We start from the raw sequence: 15706 nt of genomic DNA, 5'->3' as shown, positions 1-15706 counted from the left end.
AATAACTCAGCTCATTCGGAGCTGGACGCCTGGGAGTTGCATCGGCGTGCGCGGGCACGCTGTATGAGATCGGCATGTTTCGTCGCCCAAGTGACCATCGGCATCATCGCGTCGAGCGCTTCGGCCGTCTCCGGACTTAACGAATACTGCACGGAGGGCGGAAAAGCTGTGGACTGCTGGTGCCGAAGGATCAGCCCGTCGGCAGTCATGGTTTTGAGCGTGCGCGCGAGAACGCTTTCGTGCAGAGTGCGACGGTGCCCGCGGTCCCGTTCGCATAGTGTCCTGATCGTGTCGAGAAGCTCTTTATAGTGCTTTGGCCCATCGGCGAGCGCGACGATGACTGCGTGCATCCAGTCGCCGCTGAAAAGGCGCCTCACGTCTGACAGCTTGCGCAGCTGCTCGGCATCCCAGCCGTCGCGCCACGCGCCGTCGTGTCGGGAGCCGACGGGAACCGTCCCGTCTACATGAGCGGTAGGCCAGCGGCGCTTGACGGGCCTCAGGGTTCGTCCGGACGTCAGCTGGACTTGTCCAGTTCGGTTCGACAGCTCGGTCATTGCATCCTCCCGGCGGCTAGGTCGCAGTTCGAAGACGGGCAGGTCCGTTCGTGCAGCCGGCCGGGGAGGAGATCAGGCCGCAGAACGCGCAACGTCCATAAGGCCAGCGTAGGCCCCGTCGACTCGATCTTCAACTGTCAACAAGGGAGTAGTTTGGATGACTCTCATCTGAGTTTAGGACGACAGAGGTTTCGGGACAGGTCGCCGTCTGCCGCAATCAGCACGCGGTCCTTGCCAAACCGCTTTGCGCTCAGGAGGTTCGCATCGGCTCGTCGGACAAGATCCGCGATGCCAGTGCGGCCGCGGGCGTTCAGGACGACACCGCCGACGGAGGCGGTCAGCCCAGTGATGACGACAAAGCGTCCGTCCGCGGACCGAGCTTCGACGACTGCGCCGCGTATCCGCCCGAGGATCCGTTCTGCGATCCCCTTTGCGCACGCCCGGTTCGCGCCGGGAAGGAGCGCCATGAATTCGTCTCCGCCGTACCGCCCGACGATGTCTTCGCGCCGCACCGCGGCCGTGAGCTTCGCAGCGACCACGCGAAGGACGGCGTCGCCCGCAGGGTGACCGTATCGGTCGTTGACAGCCTTGAAATGATCAAGGTCGAGGACGAGCAGCGCGATCGCATGCCCTATGGACCCGTCGAGGACCGAGGCGACCCGGACGTCCCACCCTTCCCGATTAAGCACTCCGGTGTATTTGTCCGTGCCCCACGAGCCGAGCGGCTGTCCGCAGGCAGAGCAGCATGGCCCCTGCCCCGACAGGGATGGCCAGGTAGATACCATTGTTGATCTTCCTCCGAACGAGTGGCTTTGACTGACGTGAAGGCGTCCGGTTCGCTACCGTTGGTTCGGAGTTGAAATCACGATGATCGCGAGTTTAGGCTGGTCGCGCGGACGAGTTCAACCAGGATCAACATCCTCACTCGTACGGGTGTTTACGTGAGTGGAAGCAGTCGGGGTGGAGATCGCATGGCGACACCGGCGTATCCGGATGGGCACCTTCCGGCGAGCCTGCCGGACAACTTCGCGGACATCCTGGCCGCCAGGCTGAACAAGCTGTTCGCGACTATGAAGCCGCGCAGCGGCCAGGAGTACACGAACGACTTCGTCGCAGCGGAAATCACCGCCACGGGCGTGGGGATTTCCGGAAGCTACATCTGGCATCTGCGCAAGGCACGGAAAGACAACCCGACACTGCGCCACCTGTATGCACTGGCTGCGTTCTTCGGTGTGCCGGCGTCGTACTTCTTCGATGACGCGGTGACCGACCGGGTCGACGAACAGCTGCAGAAGCTCCAGGCTGCGCAGGAAAGCCTGACCGCGAACACGAGTGAAGCCCAGCTGATCGCGATGCGTGCGGGTGCTCTGTCCCCCGAGCGCCGACGGCTGGTGATGGACCTGCTCGACGTGGTCTATCGCGACGAGCAGGCTGAGCGAGGCCAATCGCCAACGGAGTGAGCGCTGTGGCAGGCAAGGGAGCGATCCGGCACGGTGGCTTATGTGCTAGTCCGGTCCTGAGCCTGGAGGGAGGGGCAGATGACGTCCGAACGGCAGCTGCGCCGTCGCTGCCGGCAGCTCTTGACTGATCTCGACATCCATCCGCCGTTGGATGTCACCGAACTGTGCCGCCGCGTCGGGATCCAGCGTGGCAAACCGATCAGGCTGCGTGCGCATCCCATCCCTGTCCCCGGCCCGTTCGGTGCTTGGGTCGCGGCGGCTTCGGCGGACTACATTTTCTACCAGCAGGAAACGAGCAAACCGCACCAAGACCACATCATCCTGCACGAACTCGGTCACATGCTGGCCGGCCACGACAGCGACGCACACGACGACACCCTGCTCAGCGACCTCTGCCCGGGTTCCTCGACCGAGTCCCTGCGCGCCGAGTACCCCGACCTGGCGCCGGACGCGGTCCGCCGCGCGCTCCGCCGCACCTCGTACGACACCGCGCAGGAATACGAAGCGGAAACAGTCGCCACCATCATCCTGGAGTGGGCTTCGGTTCTCGACCGTGTCTGGGTGCCCGCCGCAGGCAACGGCACTGCGCATCGAATGGAGACCGCGCTCAGCGACCGGCTGGGGTGGCTATGACCTACCTCGTCCTCGCCTACGGCATCGCCGCCATCGCGGTGCTGGCCTGGCTGGGCCTACGACTGAGCCGGACCCCGCAGAACCTGCCGCTGCGCGCCCTGACGGGTCTCGTCGCCTGTCTCGCTCTCGCCTTCCCCTTCGGCCTCGCCGCCGACCGCGAGGCGACCGTGCTCGGCCTCCCGCCGATGCTGTCCCGCCTGATCCAGCACGGCACGCTGCTGATCGGAGTGACCTGTCTGGTCCTTTTCTTCCTCTTCTCGGCCCTGGAACCACGCCAGGCATGGCCACGAGCCCGCCGTTTCGCCGTGCCGCTCGTCGCGGCCGAAGCCGTTTTGATCGCCACCGCGGCGCTCGCCCCTCCCACGGTCCACAGCAGTTCCTCGCCCGCGGGCGCCGTTTTCACCGTCACCGCGGATCTCTATCTGGCATTCGGCTTCGCCACCGCGTTCCTCTGGGCGCGCCGCTACGCCCGCGACGCCAACCCGCGCCTCGCCCGCGGCCTCCGGATTGCCTCCGTCGGCCTCGCCGCCATCGTGCTGGCGAACTGCGTGTTCATCCCCGAGATCATCCTGCGCCGGGCGGGCGCGTCGTCCCCCTCCGCGCTCGCCGAGACCAGCGGCGCCGCGGCCACCCTGCTCGGCGCGGTAGCCGCAGCCGTCTTCCTGCTTCCCGGCGTCGTCATCTTCCTCGCCGGCGTCATCTATCCCGCCGCCGCGATGCGGGTCACCGCACTGCGGGTCTGGGCAGGCCACCGCCGCGCATACCGCCAGCTCGATCCTTTGTGGACAGTGCTGCACGCGCAGTTTCCCGACGACGAACTGCAACGGGTCACCCCCAGTCCCTGGCGCGACCTCTTCCGGCTCCGCGGCACGCACCGGCGCTACTACCGCCGCGTCGTGGAATGCCGCGACGGTCTCGTCCGCATCAGCCCCTACCTGCCGCCCCGCGCCTGCGAAGGCTACGACGACCTGGCGCGCTCGCTGACACACGCGCTCGCCGCCCGAGCCGCAGGACAACAGGCCCGGTCGGTCCATGCGACACCGGTCGTCGTCGCGGCCGCCGACAGCCTCGACGCGGACGTCCGCGAACTGGTGTCCCTCTCCCGCGCCATGAACTCGACAGGAGACCCATGACCACGGCCATGATCATCGGCGGGGGAATCGCCGGCCCCGTCACCGCGATGGCACTGCAGAAAGCCGGGATCGACTCGGCAATCTACGAGGCCTACCCCACCACCGCGGACGGCGTCGGCGCGTTCCTCAGCATCATGCACAACGGACTCGACGCCCTCACCGCCATCGACGCCGCCGACCTCGTACGCACACACTCTTTCCCAGCCAGCACCGTCGAATTCTTCAACCACCGCGGCACCCGGCTCGGCCAGGCCCCCATCGGCGGCGCCGCCGGAGACCGCGGCCCGCGGATGATCAAGCGGTCCACGCTCTACCGCGCACTCCGCGACGAAGCCAGCCGCCGCGGCATCGCCGTCCACCACGGCAAACGCCTCACCAGCGCAACCACCACACCTGGCGACCCGGTCACCGCGCAATTCGCCGACGGCACCGAAACCCAAGGCAGCCTGCTGATCGGAGCGGACGGCATCCACTCCGCCACCCGCGGGCTCATCGACCCCGCCGCGCCGAACCCGCGCTACACCGGCGCCATCACCGTCTGCGGCTACGCCGCCCACGCCGCCGTCACCACCGAACCCGGCACCTTCCGGATGGTCTTCGGCCGCAAGGCGTTCTTCGCGTTCCTCACCGCACCCGACGGCCAGACCTGGTGGTTCGCCAACCTCCCCCACCCCCGCACCGAACTCACCAAAGAACAACTCGCCAGCACCACCTCCGACGAATGGAAACAACGGGTCGCCGGACTCCTCGCACGCGACCGGACACCGGCAGCCGATATCGTCCGCGCCAGCGACGATGCCGTCACCGGCGCCAACGGCTACGACATCGCCACCACGCCCACCTGGCACACCGACACGACCATCATCATCGGCGACGCCGCCCACGTCTCCGCCCCCAACGCCGGCCATGGCGCCTCCATGGCCATCGAAGACAGCATCGTCCTCGCCCAATGCCTCCGCGACCTGCCCACACCCCAAGCATTCCACGCCTACGAAACCATCCGACGCCCCCGCGTCGAACGCGTCGTCGCCACCAGCGCACGCATGGGCGGCAACGCAACCCCCGGCCCCGTCAAACGGATGATCCGCGACGCCGTCCTCCCCCGAAAACTCAAGAAAGGACCACGCAACACCGCATCCTGGCTCACCGGCTACCACATCGACTGGCACCAGTCCGTTGCCCAGCCAGACGAAGTACCGCGATAGGCCAGTAACTGGGCGCACTTGTGAGCTGGTGAGTCATCAGACGACGGAAGAAGTCGTCGAACACGTTTGCTGCGTGAGGTCGGAACGCTTTCGCCGCCTGCCTAGTGCCGCAAGAGTGCGGCCAAGGCTCGAGCTACCGACACCGCAAACAGCCCTGTACCTTGGCACGCGTCCTCGAGCAGAGTGGGCGGAGCGCAGGCCTGAAAAGTGACGCTCTTCGCTGCTGAGACTCGGCAACCGCCAACCGTTTTACCCGTGGGTCCGCGGCCGGTAGTCGCCGAACCGGTGACGACGGGCAGGCCCTCGTCTGCGGAGCAGGTGGGCTGGCACGTAGTGGCTGACCGGCCGTGAAAATTGGTCGTCGGCGGTGACGAGCTCGTAGGTAACCCAGCTGAGCATTCCTCCGTCCTCGCGGCGAGCCCGCTCGAACAGCAGGCCGGGACCGTCGGTCTCGGTCCGCAAGCCAGCGCGGTTGCGTGCGACGAGGATTTCCGTACACAGCACGAGCAGCTTGCGCACGCCTACCCAGACCGGAATCGGCGGACTCACTCTCCGAACGGTTGACGGCCACTCGTCCACCACAAAATCACCCTGCTCGTATCCACAGCCTGGGCCGCCTGCAGCCCGGCAACCCGTACTCAGAGCCGAACATGCGTTCGACCCTGAGTCACATTGGTCTAGCCGGAGCGGCGGGTTACCCGTCGTCGCCCAGAACGTCACGCTTCTTGATTGAAAAGGCAAAAGGGGAATCGGCATCATTGCACCCTGGGCGCCCCGTCGTGTCGGGCGGATCCTGCGCGGGATCGCAACCCGTCGCGGCGCACGAGTCGTTGTGGAGGCGATGGTGGGCGGCCCTCCCGTTCCGCCCACCATCCTGGTTGCCCATCGGACAGCCTTCCCCCATGCCGCAGCTCTCAACTGGCGAGCAGGCTGGCTGCTCCGGCCGCACCGGACGTGGCAGCGATTGCCGCGGCGACGGTGGCGGCTGCGTCCCGAAAGCCGTTGCCCCCAGCACTTTGCCGACGGCGGCGCGGATGTCCGCAGGTGTGGCTGGTTCGCCGTCGAGCGCGATTCCGGCATCCCGCTCGGCGAGGCGTGCGGCCAGTGCCGGTTGACGGCGGCGTGCTCGGGCAGCCCGGCCACGGGCACGGCGTGCCGCATGGCCGCGGCCACTGTGCCGTGACCGGCGTGGGTGACCACGGCGGCCGCGTCCAGGAGACCCTCGGCGTGGGGGACGAATGCGACAATGGCGGCGTCGCCCGGCACGCGCACCCGCTGGGTCACTCGGAGCCGGAGTGCAGCGTGAGCTGTCGTGCGTGGTGGTCGAAGTGCCGGGTCGGGAACCGGTAGACGTCGGCCAGTGACATGCGGTCGCGGAAGTAGGGGTCCCAGCGGGTCGGAAAGTGCATCGTCCGGGCGAGGGCGGCCTCAGTTTCCCGGTCGAGTCGCTGGTGCAGACGCGCGATCGCGCGGTCTGCGACAGCTGCCATCCCCCGGCGTTTCAGGAGGTTCCCTCCGAGGCGGGAACCGACGTAGTTCACGGCATCGAAGGGGACGGTCACCGCGTTCAGGGCCTGTGCGTAGCGCTTGCCCACGCTGTCAGGGAGCCGGTCGAACAGTGCGACCAGGTTCCGCAGTGCCCAGACGATCAGGTAGCCGAGCAGCATGTGGAACAGCAGTTCGCGGTTGGTCCAGCGGGTCCCGTTGCTGGCGCGGCGCAGGTCCGCGTCGCTCGCCTGGTCGAGAAGCCGGTGAAACTCGGTGCGAGCACGCTCCATCTCGTCGTGAACGGCCTGCCTGTCCACGCGTTCAGTGTCCGCCTCGCGAGACGGGAAATCCAGCCGCTCAGTTGACGGGGCTGCGGCGTTCGAGGAAGACGGTGTCGTGCCAGGTTCCGTCGCGTTGGGCGATGCGTTCGCGGACGCCGATGGTGCGGTAGCCAGCGGAGTGGTGCAGGGCGAGGCTGGCGCGGTTGTCGGTGAAGATGGAGGTTTGCAGGGTCCAGAGTCCGGCGTCGTCGGCGGCCATGACCTGTGTGCGCAGCAAGGCTTTCCCGACGCCGCGGCCGCGGTGGGCTTCGGCGATGTAGACGGAGGTTTCGGCGACGCCGGAGTAGCAGTCGCGGTTCGAGACGGGGCTGGCGGCGGCCCAGCCGACGACTTGTCCGTCACGGTCGGCGACCCACCGGTGCCCGGGCAGCCACGTCGCGTCGAGGGCTTTGCGGGCGGGGACCGCGGTGTCGAAGGTCGCGATGCCGGTGGCGATGCCCTCGCCGTAGATCCGCCGCACGGCGGTCCAGTCCGCGGGTTCGAGGGCGCGGACGGTGATGTCGGCGGGCACGTCGTCGGGGCAGCAGGGGCGGGGGCCGAGCAGGCCCATGACGGCGTCGGCGGCGTGCGGGAGCCCGGTGCAGCAGGCTTCGTTGACGGTGACGACGGTGGCGGTGCCGACCTTTTCCAGGTGCACGAACCCGACGTCGGCGAGCTTGCGCACGTGATGCGACGTCGTGGACTGGCTGGTGCCGAGGATCTCGGTGAGCGCGCCGACGGTGATGCCGCGCGGGCTGGTGGACACGGCGTGCAGCAGCCGGACGCGGACGGGTTCGGCGAGGCAGGCGAACCAGTCGGCGTAGGTGGCGGCGTCGGCGGTCGGCAGCACTTGGGCCTGGGGCAGCGCGATCGGCATGCGGACAGTATATCGATCGCGGTCGATGGTTGCATCCATCGATCGCGCTCGATACAGTCTGGCTCGTTAATCGAGTCCGATCGATGAATCAGGGGTGTGGGATGAGCGAGTACCCGGTCGTGGTGGTGGGGGCGGGCCCGGTGGGGCTGGCCGCGGCGGCGCAGCTGCTGGAGCGGGGTCTGGAGCCGCTGGTGCTGGAACGCGGGCCGCGTGCGGGTGCTGCGGTAGCGGCGTGGCATCACGTCCGGTTGTTCTCGGCGTGGTCGGAGCTGGTCGACCCGGCGGGCGGCCGTCTGCTGGAGCCGACCGGGTGGGTCCGTCCGGACGGCGCGGAGTACCCGACAGGCCGCGAATGGGCCGAGCGGTACCTGCAGCCGCTGGCCGAGGCGCTGGGGTCTCGGGTGCGGTTCGGCGCCGAGGTGGTCGGGGTCGCGCGGCGGGGCCGGGACCGGGTGGTCGACAGCGGCCGCGACGACGAGCCGTTCTCCGTGCACGTGCGCACCGCCGCGGGCGAGCAGCGGCTGCTGGCTTCCGCGGTGATCGACGCGTCCGGGACGTGGGGAAGCCCGAACCCGCTGGGCGGCGAGGGCCTGCCCGCGATCGGCGAACACGCCGCAGCCGACCGGATCGTCTACCGGGTCCCGAATCTGGGCGACGCGCAGGTGCGGGTTCGGTACTCCGGCAAGCACATCGCGGTGGCGGGCAGCGGGCATTCGGCGCTGACGGCGTTGGTGGCGTTGTCCGGGCTGGCGAAGGAAAACCCGGCGACGCGGATCAGCTGGGTGCTGCGCCGCGGCGGGATCGGCACCGCGTTCGGCGGCGGCGACGCCGACCAGCTGCCCGCCCGCGGCGCGCTCGGCACGCGCGCGAAGGAAGCGGTGGAAGCGGGGCTGGTCTCGGTGGTGACCGGGTTCCGCACCGAGACCGTGGAGCGCGACGACACCGGCCGGTTGAGCCTGGGGTCGGCGAACGGGCAGCGGCTGTCCGATGTGGACGAAGTGGTGGCGTTGACCGGGTTCCGCCCCGAGCTGGGGTGGCTGTCGGAGATCCGGCTGGAACTCGATGCGACGCTGCAGGCTCCGGTGCGGCTGGCGCCGCTGGTCGACCCGAACGTGCATTCGTGCGGGACGGTGTACCCGCACGGCGCGAAGGAACTCGCGCACCCGGAGACCGGGTTCTACCTGGCCGGGATGAAGAGCTACGGCCGCGCGCCGACGTTCCTGGCGATGACCGGCTACGAGCAGGTCCGCAGCATCGCCGCCGCACTCGCGGGCGACCACGAGGCCGCGGGCCGGGTGGAGCTGGTCCTGGCCGAGACCGGCGTGTGCGGCGGGGCGGGACTGTTCGACGACCCCGGCACGACCGCAGCGTCGGACGGGTGTTGCGGTCCGGCGGAGCCGGAGGTGCTGACGCTGGCCGCGCCGTCGCGCGCCGGGAACTGACGCGGCGTGCGCGGCACGGCGACGGCGCGGTCCGCGGCACTGCCGGTGTCCGGGCTGCGCCGAGTGCTGGCCGTTCTCTGTCTCACCGAGATCACCAGCTGGGGCGTGCTCTACTACGCGTTCCCCGTGCTGGCCCCGGACATCAGCCGCGACACCGGCTGGCCCGCGGCCGCGGTGACCGCCGCCCTCTCCGGCGCGCAACTGGTGTCCGCCGTCGCCGGAATCGGGGTGGGCCGGTGGCTGGACCGGCACGGCCCGCGCGTGCTGATGACGGTCGGGTCGCTGCTGGCGGTCCCGGCGGTGGTGCTGGTCGCGACCGCGCAGAACCTCGCGTGGTTCATCGCGGCGTGGGCGCTGGCCGGGCTGGCGATGAGCGCGACGCTGTACCCGCCCGCGTTCGCCGCGCTGACCCGCTGGCACGGCCCGCGTCGCGTCCCGGCGCTCACCACCCTCACCCTGGTGGCCGGGCTGGCCAGCACCGTGTTCGCGCCGTTGACCGCGCTGCTGGCCGCGTACCTGGACTGGCGCCACACCTACCTGGTGCTGCTGGCGATCCTCGCCGCGGTCACCATCCCCGGGCACTGGTTCGGGCTGCGCGGGCCGTGGCCGCCCGCCGAACCCCCACAACACGAGGCGGCGCACGGGGACCCGGCGCGGATCGCGCGCAGCAGCGGGTTCCGGATCCTGGTGACGGCATTCAGCCTGGCGACGTTCTCCGTGTTCGCCGTCGTGGTGAACCTGGTGCCGCTGCTGCTCGAACGCGGGATCAGTCCCGGCACCGCCGCGCTCGCGCTCGGCCTCGGCGGCACCGGGCAAGTCCTCGGCCGTCTCGGCTACGCCGCGCTCGCCCGCCGCACCGGCGTCCGCGCCCGCACCGCCGCCTCCCTCGCCGCGACGTCGCTGACCACCGTTCTGCTGAGCCTGCTCACCACCACCGTCGCGCTGATCGCCGCTTCGGTCGTGGCGGGGATGGCGCGCGGGGTCTTCACCTTGCTGCAGGCCACTGCGATCACCGACCGCTGGGGCCCGGCGCACTACGGCCGCCTCAACGGCCTGCTCTCCGCCCCGATGACCGTCACCATGGCGCTCGCCCCGTTCGCCGGGTCCGCCCTCGCCGCCGCGTTCGGCAGCTACCGCCCCGCCTTCCTCGCCCTCGCCGCGGTCAACCTCGCCGCCGCGGTCCTCGCCCTGACCGTCACCCCGACCCGGAGCACGCCATGACCGAAGACCCGCACGCGATCGTCCTCGGCGGCGGCCAGTCCGGCCTCGCCGCCGCCCACGCCCTCCTGATGAGGGGCCTGCGGCCGCTCGTGCTGGAAGCCGGACCCGAACCGGTCGGATCCTGGCCGCACTACTACGACAGCCTCACCCTGTTCTCCCCGGCCCGCTACAGCAGCCTGCCCGGCTGCCCCTTCCCCGGCGACCCCGACCGCTACCCGCACCGCGACGACGTCGTCGCCTACCTGCGCCGCTACGCCGCCGCACTCGACGCCGACATCCGCACCCGCCACCGCGCCACCACGGTCACCCGCGACCGCGACGGGTTCGCCGTCCGCACCGAGCACGGCGATGCCTTCACCGCGCCCGCGCTCATCGCCGCCACCGGAGGCTTCAGCCGCCCCCACACCCCGGCCCTGCCCGGACTCGACGAGTTCGCCGGGACCGTCCTGCACTCCAGCGAATACCGCAACCCCGCGCCGTTCGCCGGGCAGCGGGTCATCGTCGTCGGCGCCGGGAACTCCGCCGTGCAGATCGCCGCCGAACTCGCCGAACACGCCCGCGTCACCCTCGCCACCCGCGCGCCGATCCGCTTCGCCCCGCAACGCCCGCTCGGCCGCGACGCGCACTGGTGGACCGCCACGCTCGGCCTCGACCACCTTCCCGTCGGGCACCTCCTGTCCGCCCCGCCCGCGACACCCGTGGCCGACCCTGGCCGCTACCAGGCCGCGGTCGCCGCCGGGCGGCCCGACCGGCGGCCGATGTTCACCCGCCTCGACGGCGACAGCGTGCACTGGCCCAACGGCACGAGCGAACCCGCCGACACGATCGTTCTCGCGACCGGGTTCCGGCCTGGACTGTCCTATCTGGACGGAACTGGGGCGTTGCGGGACGGGATCCCGTTGCAGAGGAAGGGGTTGTCCACGACCGTGCCCGGGCTCGGCTATGTCGGGCTGGAGTGGCAGCGCAGCTTCGCCTCCGCCACCCTGCGCGGCGTCGGCCGCGACGCCGCCTACCTCGTCGACCGGCTGATCGGCACCCCGGTGTCGGCCGGGCGGCGGTGCTGCCAGCCGGTCAGCTGAGCCTGGCCTTCAGCAGCCGGAGCGATTCCGGTAACTGATTCCTGTCGGTGCTCGATGACATGCTTGCCGCGGAAGGTGCTGACGAACAGGGGCGCGCGATGAGCAACGACCACACCGTGCCGCAGATGTACCTGCGGCGGTTCGGCTGGCAGCGGAAACCCGGCAGCCGCGAGTGGTTCATCTCCACCCGCAACATCGACTGCCTCGACCAGCCGTTCGGATCGAACATCCGGAAGGTCGCCGCGGTGGGCGACTTCTACGGCGAACGGGCCGAGAAGCTGCTGTGCAACCCGAAAAGCAGGCGGTGCCCGCGTTCGACACGATGCTCGAAGACCCCCGGGGCGCACTGCCCGGGCCGGGCCGGTGGCCGTTGCCGGCCAACGAGCGTGCCGCGCTGGCGTGGTGGATCGCCTCGCAGATCGTGCGGACCGTCCGCCAGCGGAAACGTCTGCAACACCTCGCCGGCGACGGAACCGGCCAGCTGGCGCTGCCCCAGTCGATCAGGTCAGCGGCGGGCCGCGACGAGCAGCTCCGGTTCATGGGAGAACAGCTCGCCCGGCTGAGCTGGGTGATCTTCGATCGGCCGTGGGGCCTCGGGTTCAGCGACCTGTGCCTGTGGACCGGCGACGTGCCTGTCGTCGTCCTGAACGCCCAGGACGCCCAGAACCAGCTGCTGGCGACCGCGTACTGCGACGTCATCCTGCCGCTCGACCCGCACCGCTTCCTGCTGCTGCCCGGCCACCGCGCGAGAAAGGAAGACCCCCGGAAGCGGGTCGACCACCGGTTCAAAATGGAGGGCGGCACGGGACAGATCGTCAGCCAGATGATCTTCGACGCCGCCGACTCCCAGGTGTTCTGCCACCGTGACCACGACCCGACCCCGCACTTGCGGCTGACCGGGCCACGGCTGCCGACGCCCTGGACCGGAGACAGTCACGGGGGCCCGACCTGGATCGTCGAATACGCGAGCATGAATCCGGGCTGGACCGTCGAGCGGCGCTGGCTCAGCGAGCACCCGCCGCCACGAGATTCGTCGCCCGCAGCGTGATTCTCCTTCCACGGCTCGGAGTTCGTGCTCAAGCAGTTTCCCCGAAGGACTGAGACTCCCGTCCCTGACCACGATGCCGTAGAACCGACACCGCGGCACCAGGCCGGCGGCGCTGCTGCCAGCCGGTCAGCTGAGCGGCACCGCCAGCAGCCCGGACAACGCGGACATGGCTTCCTCGCGGGTCCGGTAGCGGATCGAGGTGCCGCGGCGTTCTGTCTCGACCAGTCCGGCCTCGCGCAGCACCTTCAAGTGGTGCGAGATCGTCGGCCCGGTCACCGCGAACGCCGCTGCCAACTCCCCGGCCGAGGTGTCCCCACCCGCGCAGATCAGCGACAGCAGCCGCAGCCGCACCGGATCGGCCAGCGCCCTGAACCCGGCCGCGAACTGCCCGGCGTCCTCGGCAGACAGCGGCTCCTGCACAAGCGGTGCGCAGCACGCCGCGGTGGACGCGGGTGTCGGGTCGGGCATGGCGTGATCGTCGCAGGCACTCCCGGCGGCCGGGCCGACGGGTCAGGCCCGGGGCGGTCTCCCGGCCCAGGCGAGCGCGGCGAGCGCCAATGCCGTGCAGGCGGCGACGTAGCCGTGTCGACGCGCTCAGCAAGACCGCGAGCGGAGAGGTTGACAGCGATTTAGCAGTTTAGTTAGCTTCTAAGCATGCCGACTACGGCGCTCAGCGAACTGCTCAACCGCCGTCTCGAACTCGCTGGCTTGTCCCAGAAGGAACTCGCGGAGAAGGTTGCCGTCACGCCCGGCCGCATATCGCAGATCATGGGAGGGGAGCGTCCCGGCGAATCGCTCCTAGAAAAGATCTGCGAGGTGCTGCACATCCCCGAGGAGATGCTGCTAAACGCGGAGATCAGGCAGATCGTGCCCGGGGTTGCCCTCGACCCGTTCGAGCAGATGGTGCTGGGCCTCAACGACCTCTCGGACGAGCAGCAAGACGGCCTGCTCGCGGTCTACGCGTCCTACACCGGACGGTCTTCCCTGCGCAACGCTGCGACCTACCGGAAGGTTCGCGACAGTTCGGGCGGCGACGACGGATGACCTGATCGCGTTCCGCCGGAAACGACCGTGCTCGCGCATGGTGGATGTCAAGGCAGGTCAGGAACCAGCTCGCCCGTCCGGATCGGCCTGCCGGGCGATCTCGGAGACGGCGGCGCGTGCGGTCGGGCCGACGGCGGCGAGAGTGGCCGATCCGGGGCCGGTCCAGTCGCCGTAGCCGAGCAGATGCAGCCGCGGTTCGTCGACAGCGCGGGTTCCCTCGGTGCGGATCGCTCCGCCCGCAGTACGCAGCCCTAGCGAGGCGAGGTGTCCCAGCGTGGGCCGGAACCCGGTGCACCACACCACCGCGTCGACGGAGAGGCGGCTGCCGTCGCTCCACATCGGACCGTCCGCGGCCAGGCGCGCGAACATCGGCCGGTGAGTGAGCAGCCCGGCGTCGCGGGCGACGCGGACCGGCGGCACGGCGACGATGTCGCCGAGGCTCCCGACCCCGCCCGGATCGGCCTGGCCGGCGGCGAGCGCGCGGGCGCGGCGGCTGGCCAGGTCGAACAGGGCTCGGCCGTCGACGTCGTCGGGCAGGAACCGCGGCGGCCGCCGCGTCACCCACGTCACCGTCGCGACCGGGGCGAGGTCGGCGGCGATCTGCGCGCCGGAGTTCCCGCCCCCGACCACCACGACGCGCTGCCCGGCGAACGCGGCCGGACCGTCGTAGTCGACGGTGTGCAGCTGCCGTCCGCCGAACTCGCCGGAGACCAGCGACAGGAACGGCCGCCACCAGGTGCCGGTCGCGGAGATCACCGCCGCCGCGTCCCAGGAGGTCGTGTCGGTGGCGACCCGCAGCCCGCCGCGGTCGCGGACCACGCTGGTCACGGTCTCGCCGCGCACGATCGGCAGGGCGTAGCGCTTTTCGTAGGCGGCGAGGTAGTCGACCACGTGCGGCGCGGTCGGGTACCCCTCGCCGGGGTAGGGCGGCATCGGCCAGCCGGGCAGGGCGCTGTAGCGGGCCGGGGAGAACAGCCTCAGCGACTCCCACCCGTGCCGCCCGGATCGGGCTGCGCGTCGAGGATGACGAAGTCCAGGCCGGCGCGGCGCAGGTAGAACCCAGCGGCGAGCCCGGCCTGCCCGCCGCCGACCACTGCTACCTGGGTGCGGTTCACGTCCGGGATGCGTTGGTGCGCCAGCGTTTGCGCAGCCACAGGCTCACGTACACGAGCGCGACCAGCACCGGGACCTCGATCAGCGGCCCGACCACGCCGGCGAGGGCTTGGCCGGAGGTCACGCCGAACACGCCGATCGCGACGGCGATGGCGAGTTCGAAGTTGTTGCCCGCCGCGGTGAACGCCAAGGTCGTGGTCCGCGCATAGGACAGGCCCGACGCTTTGCCGAGCAGGTAGCCGCCACCCCACATCAGCGCGAAATAGGCCAGCAGGGGCAGGGCGATCCGGGCGACGTCGAGCGGACGGGAGGTGATGTTGTCGCCCTGCAGCGCGAACAGCACCACGATCGTGAACAGCAGCCCGTACAGCGCGACCGGCCCGATCTTCGGCAGGAACTTGCTTTCGTACCAGTCGCGGCCGCGGGTGCGTTCGCCGATGCGCCGCGACAAATACCCGGCCACGAGCGGGATGCCGAGGAAGATGACCACCGACAGCGCGATCTCCCACGGGGAGAAGGAAACGCTCGTGGTGTCGAGGCCGAGCCAGCCGGGCAGCAGCTCGAGGTAGAACCAGCCCAGCACCCCGAACATGATCACCTGGAACACCGAGTTCAAAGCGACCAGCACGGCGGCGGCCTCGCGGTCGCCGCAGGCCAGGTCGTTCCAGATGATCACCATCGCGATGCAGCGGGCGAGCCCGACGATGATCAGCCCGGTGCGGTACTCGGGCAGGTCCGGCAGCAGCAGCCAGGCCAGGGCGAACATCAGCGCCGGGCCGACGATCCAGTTCAGCATCAGCGACAGCACCATCGTGCGCGTGTCCCGGGTGACGGTGTCGAGCTTGTCGTAGCGGACCTTCGCCAGCACCGGGTACATCATCAGCAGCAGCCCGAGCGCGATCGGCAGCGACACCTGCCCGATCTTCACCGCGTCCAGCACGGACTGCAGGCCGGGCACGACGCTGCCCAGGCCGAGCCCGGCGGCCATCGCCACGATGATCCACACCGGCAGGAACCGGTCCAGGAACGAGAGCTTGTGCAGGACGTCGCCATCGGCCGGGGCGGTGTCGTCGGCGGTCTGTGTCACGA

General features: G+C 70.0%; 18 protein-coding genes. 9 read left to right on the top strand and 9 right to left on the bottom strand.

What is annotated here, in order from left to right; translation table 11 throughout:
• Positions 1 to 11: 11 nt before the first annotated feature.
• Positions 12 to 554, bottom strand: a complete 543-nt coding sequence (locus PUT80_RS09165; protein ID WP_081655058.1) for a helix-turn-helix domain-containing protein — start codon at positions 552 to 554, stop codon at positions 12 to 14.
• A 164-nt stretch (positions 555 to 718) separates the two neighbouring features.
• A complete protein-coding gene (locus tag PUT80_RS09160; protein ID WP_081655057.1) occupies positions 719 to 1339 on the bottom strand; it encodes a GGDEF domain-containing protein in 621 nt (206 codons plus the stop codon).
• A 186-nt stretch (positions 1340 to 1525) separates the two neighbouring features.
• Here PUT80_RS09160 and PUT80_RS09155 point away from each other — a divergent pair, with 186 nt between their 5' ends.
• From PUT80_RS09155 to PUT80_RS09140, 4 genes are all read left to right on the top strand, one after another.
• Positions 1526 to 2014, top strand: a complete 489-nt coding sequence (locus PUT80_RS09155; RefSeq protein WP_235079090.1) for a helix-turn-helix domain-containing protein — start codon at positions 1526 to 1528, stop codon at positions 2012 to 2014.
• 78 nt (positions 2015 to 2092) lie between these two features.
• Entirely contained in the window at positions 2093 to 2647 is a 555-nt protein-coding gene (locus PUT80_RS09150; RefSeq protein ID WP_037359919.1) for a hypothetical protein, read from the top strand.
• Positions 2644 to 3780: an MAB_1171c family putative transporter gene (locus tag PUT80_RS09145; RefSeq protein ID WP_183124306.1), complete on the top strand. Its 1137-nt coding sequence runs from the start codon at positions 2644 to 2646 to the stop codon at positions 3778 to 3780. Before PUT80_RS09150 ends, PUT80_RS09145 begins: the two co-directional genes overlap by 4 nt.
• Positions 3777 to 4985: an NAD(P)/FAD-dependent oxidoreductase gene (locus tag PUT80_RS09140; RefSeq protein ID WP_037359917.1), complete on the top strand. Its 1209-nt coding sequence runs from the start codon at positions 3777 to 3779 to the stop codon at positions 4983 to 4985. The genes PUT80_RS09145 and PUT80_RS09140 overlap by 4 nt, the downstream gene beginning before the upstream one ends.
• Before the next feature lie 249 nt (positions 4986 to 5234).
• Here PUT80_RS09140 and PUT80_RS09135 read toward each other — a convergent pair whose 3' ends face one another.
• From PUT80_RS09135 to PUT80_RS09125, 3 genes are all read right to left on the bottom strand, one after another.
• A complete protein-coding gene (locus PUT80_RS09135; protein WP_037359915.1) occupies positions 5235 to 5534 on the bottom strand; it encodes a hypothetical protein in 300 nt (99 codons plus the stop codon).
• 731 nt (positions 5535 to 6265) lie between these two features.
• Positions 6266 to 6790, bottom strand: coding sequence for a DinB family protein (locus PUT80_RS09130; protein WP_183124307.1), 525 nt, complete (start codon positions 6788 to 6790; stop codon positions 6266 to 6268).
• Positions 6791 to 6830: 40 nt separating this feature from the next.
• Positions 6831 to 7670 (bottom strand): GNAT family N-acetyltransferase, encoded by an 840-nt coding sequence (locus tag PUT80_RS09125; RefSeq protein WP_101438014.1) that lies wholly within the window; start codon positions 7668 to 7670, stop codon positions 6831 to 6833.
• A 101-nt stretch (positions 7671 to 7771) separates the two neighbouring features.
• On the opposite strand from PUT80_RS09125, the gene PUT80_RS09120 reads away from it, so the two are divergent.
• The 4 genes from PUT80_RS09120 (at position 7772) to PUT80_RS09105 (ending at position 12460) form a co-directional block, all read left to right on the top strand.
• Positions 7772 to 9112: an FAD-dependent oxidoreductase gene (locus PUT80_RS09120; RefSeq protein ID WP_101438013.1), complete on the top strand. Its 1341-nt coding sequence runs from the start codon at positions 7772 to 7774 to the stop codon at positions 9110 to 9112.
• 6 nt (positions 9113 to 9118) lie between these two features.
• Positions 9119 to 10333, top strand: coding sequence for an MFS transporter (locus tag PUT80_RS09115; protein ID WP_183124308.1), 1215 nt, complete (start codon positions 9119 to 9121; stop codon positions 10331 to 10333).
• Positions 10330 to 11412: an NAD(P)-binding domain-containing protein gene (locus PUT80_RS09110; RefSeq protein ID WP_101438012.1), complete on the top strand. Its 1083-nt coding sequence runs from the start codon at positions 10330 to 10332 to the stop codon at positions 11410 to 11412. Before PUT80_RS09115 ends, PUT80_RS09110 begins: the two co-directional genes overlap by 4 nt.
• Before the next feature lie 283 nt (positions 11413 to 11695).
• Positions 11696 to 12460, top strand: a complete 765-nt coding sequence (locus PUT80_RS09105; RefSeq protein ID WP_037359904.1) for a DUF4238 domain-containing protein — start codon at positions 11696 to 11698, stop codon at positions 12458 to 12460.
• Positions 12461 to 12586: 126 nt separating this feature from the next.
• Here PUT80_RS09105 and PUT80_RS09100 read toward each other — a convergent pair whose 3' ends face one another.
• Positions 12587 to 12928, bottom strand: a complete 342-nt coding sequence (locus PUT80_RS09100; RefSeq protein WP_037359903.1) for a metalloregulator ArsR/SmtB family transcription factor — start codon at positions 12926 to 12928, stop codon at positions 12587 to 12589.
• Positions 12929 to 13114: 186 nt separating this feature from the next.
• Between PUT80_RS09100 and PUT80_RS09095 the strand changes: the two genes are divergently transcribed.
• The gene (locus PUT80_RS09095) at positions 13115 to 13504 is read left to right on the top strand and encodes a helix-turn-helix transcriptional regulator (protein WP_037359901.1); all 390 of its coding nucleotides are present in this window, start codon (positions 13115 to 13117) and stop codon (positions 13502 to 13504) included.
• Between the two features lie 57 nt (positions 13505 to 13561).
• Here the strand turns inward: PUT80_RS09095 and PUT80_RS09090 are convergent, their stop codons facing one another.
• From PUT80_RS09090 to arsB, 3 genes are read right to left on the bottom strand one after another with little or no spacing between them, the layout of a single operon-like run.
• Positions 13562 to 14452, bottom strand: coding sequence for an NAD(P)-binding domain-containing protein (locus tag PUT80_RS09090; protein ID WP_235079104.1), 891 nt, complete (start codon positions 14450 to 14452; stop codon positions 13562 to 13564).
• Between the two features lie 29 nt (positions 14453 to 14481).
• Positions 14482 to 14619, bottom strand: a complete 138-nt coding sequence (locus PUT80_RS09085; RefSeq protein WP_235079086.1) for an FAD-dependent oxidoreductase — start codon at positions 14617 to 14619, stop codon at positions 14482 to 14484.
• The gene (gene arsB / locus PUT80_RS09080) at positions 14616 to 15704 is read right to left on the bottom strand and encodes an ACR3 family arsenite efflux transporter (RefSeq protein ID WP_037359899.1); all 1089 of its coding nucleotides are present in this window, start codon (positions 15702 to 15704) and stop codon (positions 14616 to 14618) included. The genes PUT80_RS09085 and arsB overlap by 4 nt, the downstream gene beginning before the upstream one ends.
• Between the last annotated feature and the right edge of the window lie 2 nt (positions 15705 to 15706).

The organism is Amycolatopsis sp. La24, from assembly GCF_029087445.1.
Classification (GTDB): Bacteria; Actinomycetota; Actinomycetes; order Mycobacteriales; family Pseudonocardiaceae; genus Amycolatopsis; species Amycolatopsis nivea.
Note: the sequence above shows the minus strand (reverse complement) of the source record. Positions and strands in the feature narration are given on the sequence as shown.

What these genes read in the sequence shown, in the direction of transcription:
- PUT80_RS09165 (WP_081655058.1), bottom strand. Translation starts at nt 554, where the DNA reads ATGACCGAGCTGTCGAACCGAACTGGACAAGTCCAGCTGACGTCCGGA.
- PUT80_RS09160 (WP_081655057.1), bottom strand. Translation starts at nt 1,339, where the DNA reads ATGGTATCTACCTGGCCATCCCTGTCGGGGCAGGGGCCATGCTGCTCT.
- PUT80_RS09155 (WP_235079090.1), top strand. Translation starts at nt 1,526, where the DNA reads ATGGCGACACCGGCGTATCCGGATGGGCACCTTCCGGCGAGCCTGCCG.
- PUT80_RS09150 (WP_037359919.1), top strand. Translation starts at nt 2,093, where the DNA reads ATGACGTCCGAACGGCAGCTGCGCCGTCGCTGCCGGCAGCTCTTGACT.
- PUT80_RS09145 (WP_183124306.1), top strand. Translation starts at nt 2,644, where the DNA reads ATGACCTACCTCGTCCTCGCCTACGGCATCGCCGCCATCGCGGTGCTG.
- PUT80_RS09140 (WP_037359917.1), top strand. Translation starts at nt 3,777, where the DNA reads ATGACCACGGCCATGATCATCGGCGGGGGAATCGCCGGCCCCGTCACC.
- PUT80_RS09125 (WP_101438014.1), bottom strand. Translation starts at nt 7,670, where the DNA reads ATGCCGATCGCGCTGCCCCAGGCCCAAGTGCTGCCGACCGCCGACGCC.
- PUT80_RS09120 (WP_101438013.1), top strand. Translation starts at nt 7,772, where the DNA reads ATGAGCGAGTACCCGGTCGTGGTGGTGGGGGCGGGCCCGGTGGGGCTG.
- PUT80_RS09110 (WP_101438012.1), top strand. Translation starts at nt 10,330, where the DNA reads ATGACCGAAGACCCGCACGCGATCGTCCTCGGCGGCGGCCAGTCCGGC.
- PUT80_RS09100 (WP_037359903.1), bottom strand. Translation starts at nt 12,928, where the DNA reads ATGCCCGACCCGACACCCGCGTCCACCGCGGCGTGCTGCGCACCGCTT.
- PUT80_RS09095 (WP_037359901.1), top strand. Translation starts at nt 13,115, where the DNA reads ATGCCGACTACGGCGCTCAGCGAACTGCTCAACCGCCGTCTCGAACTC.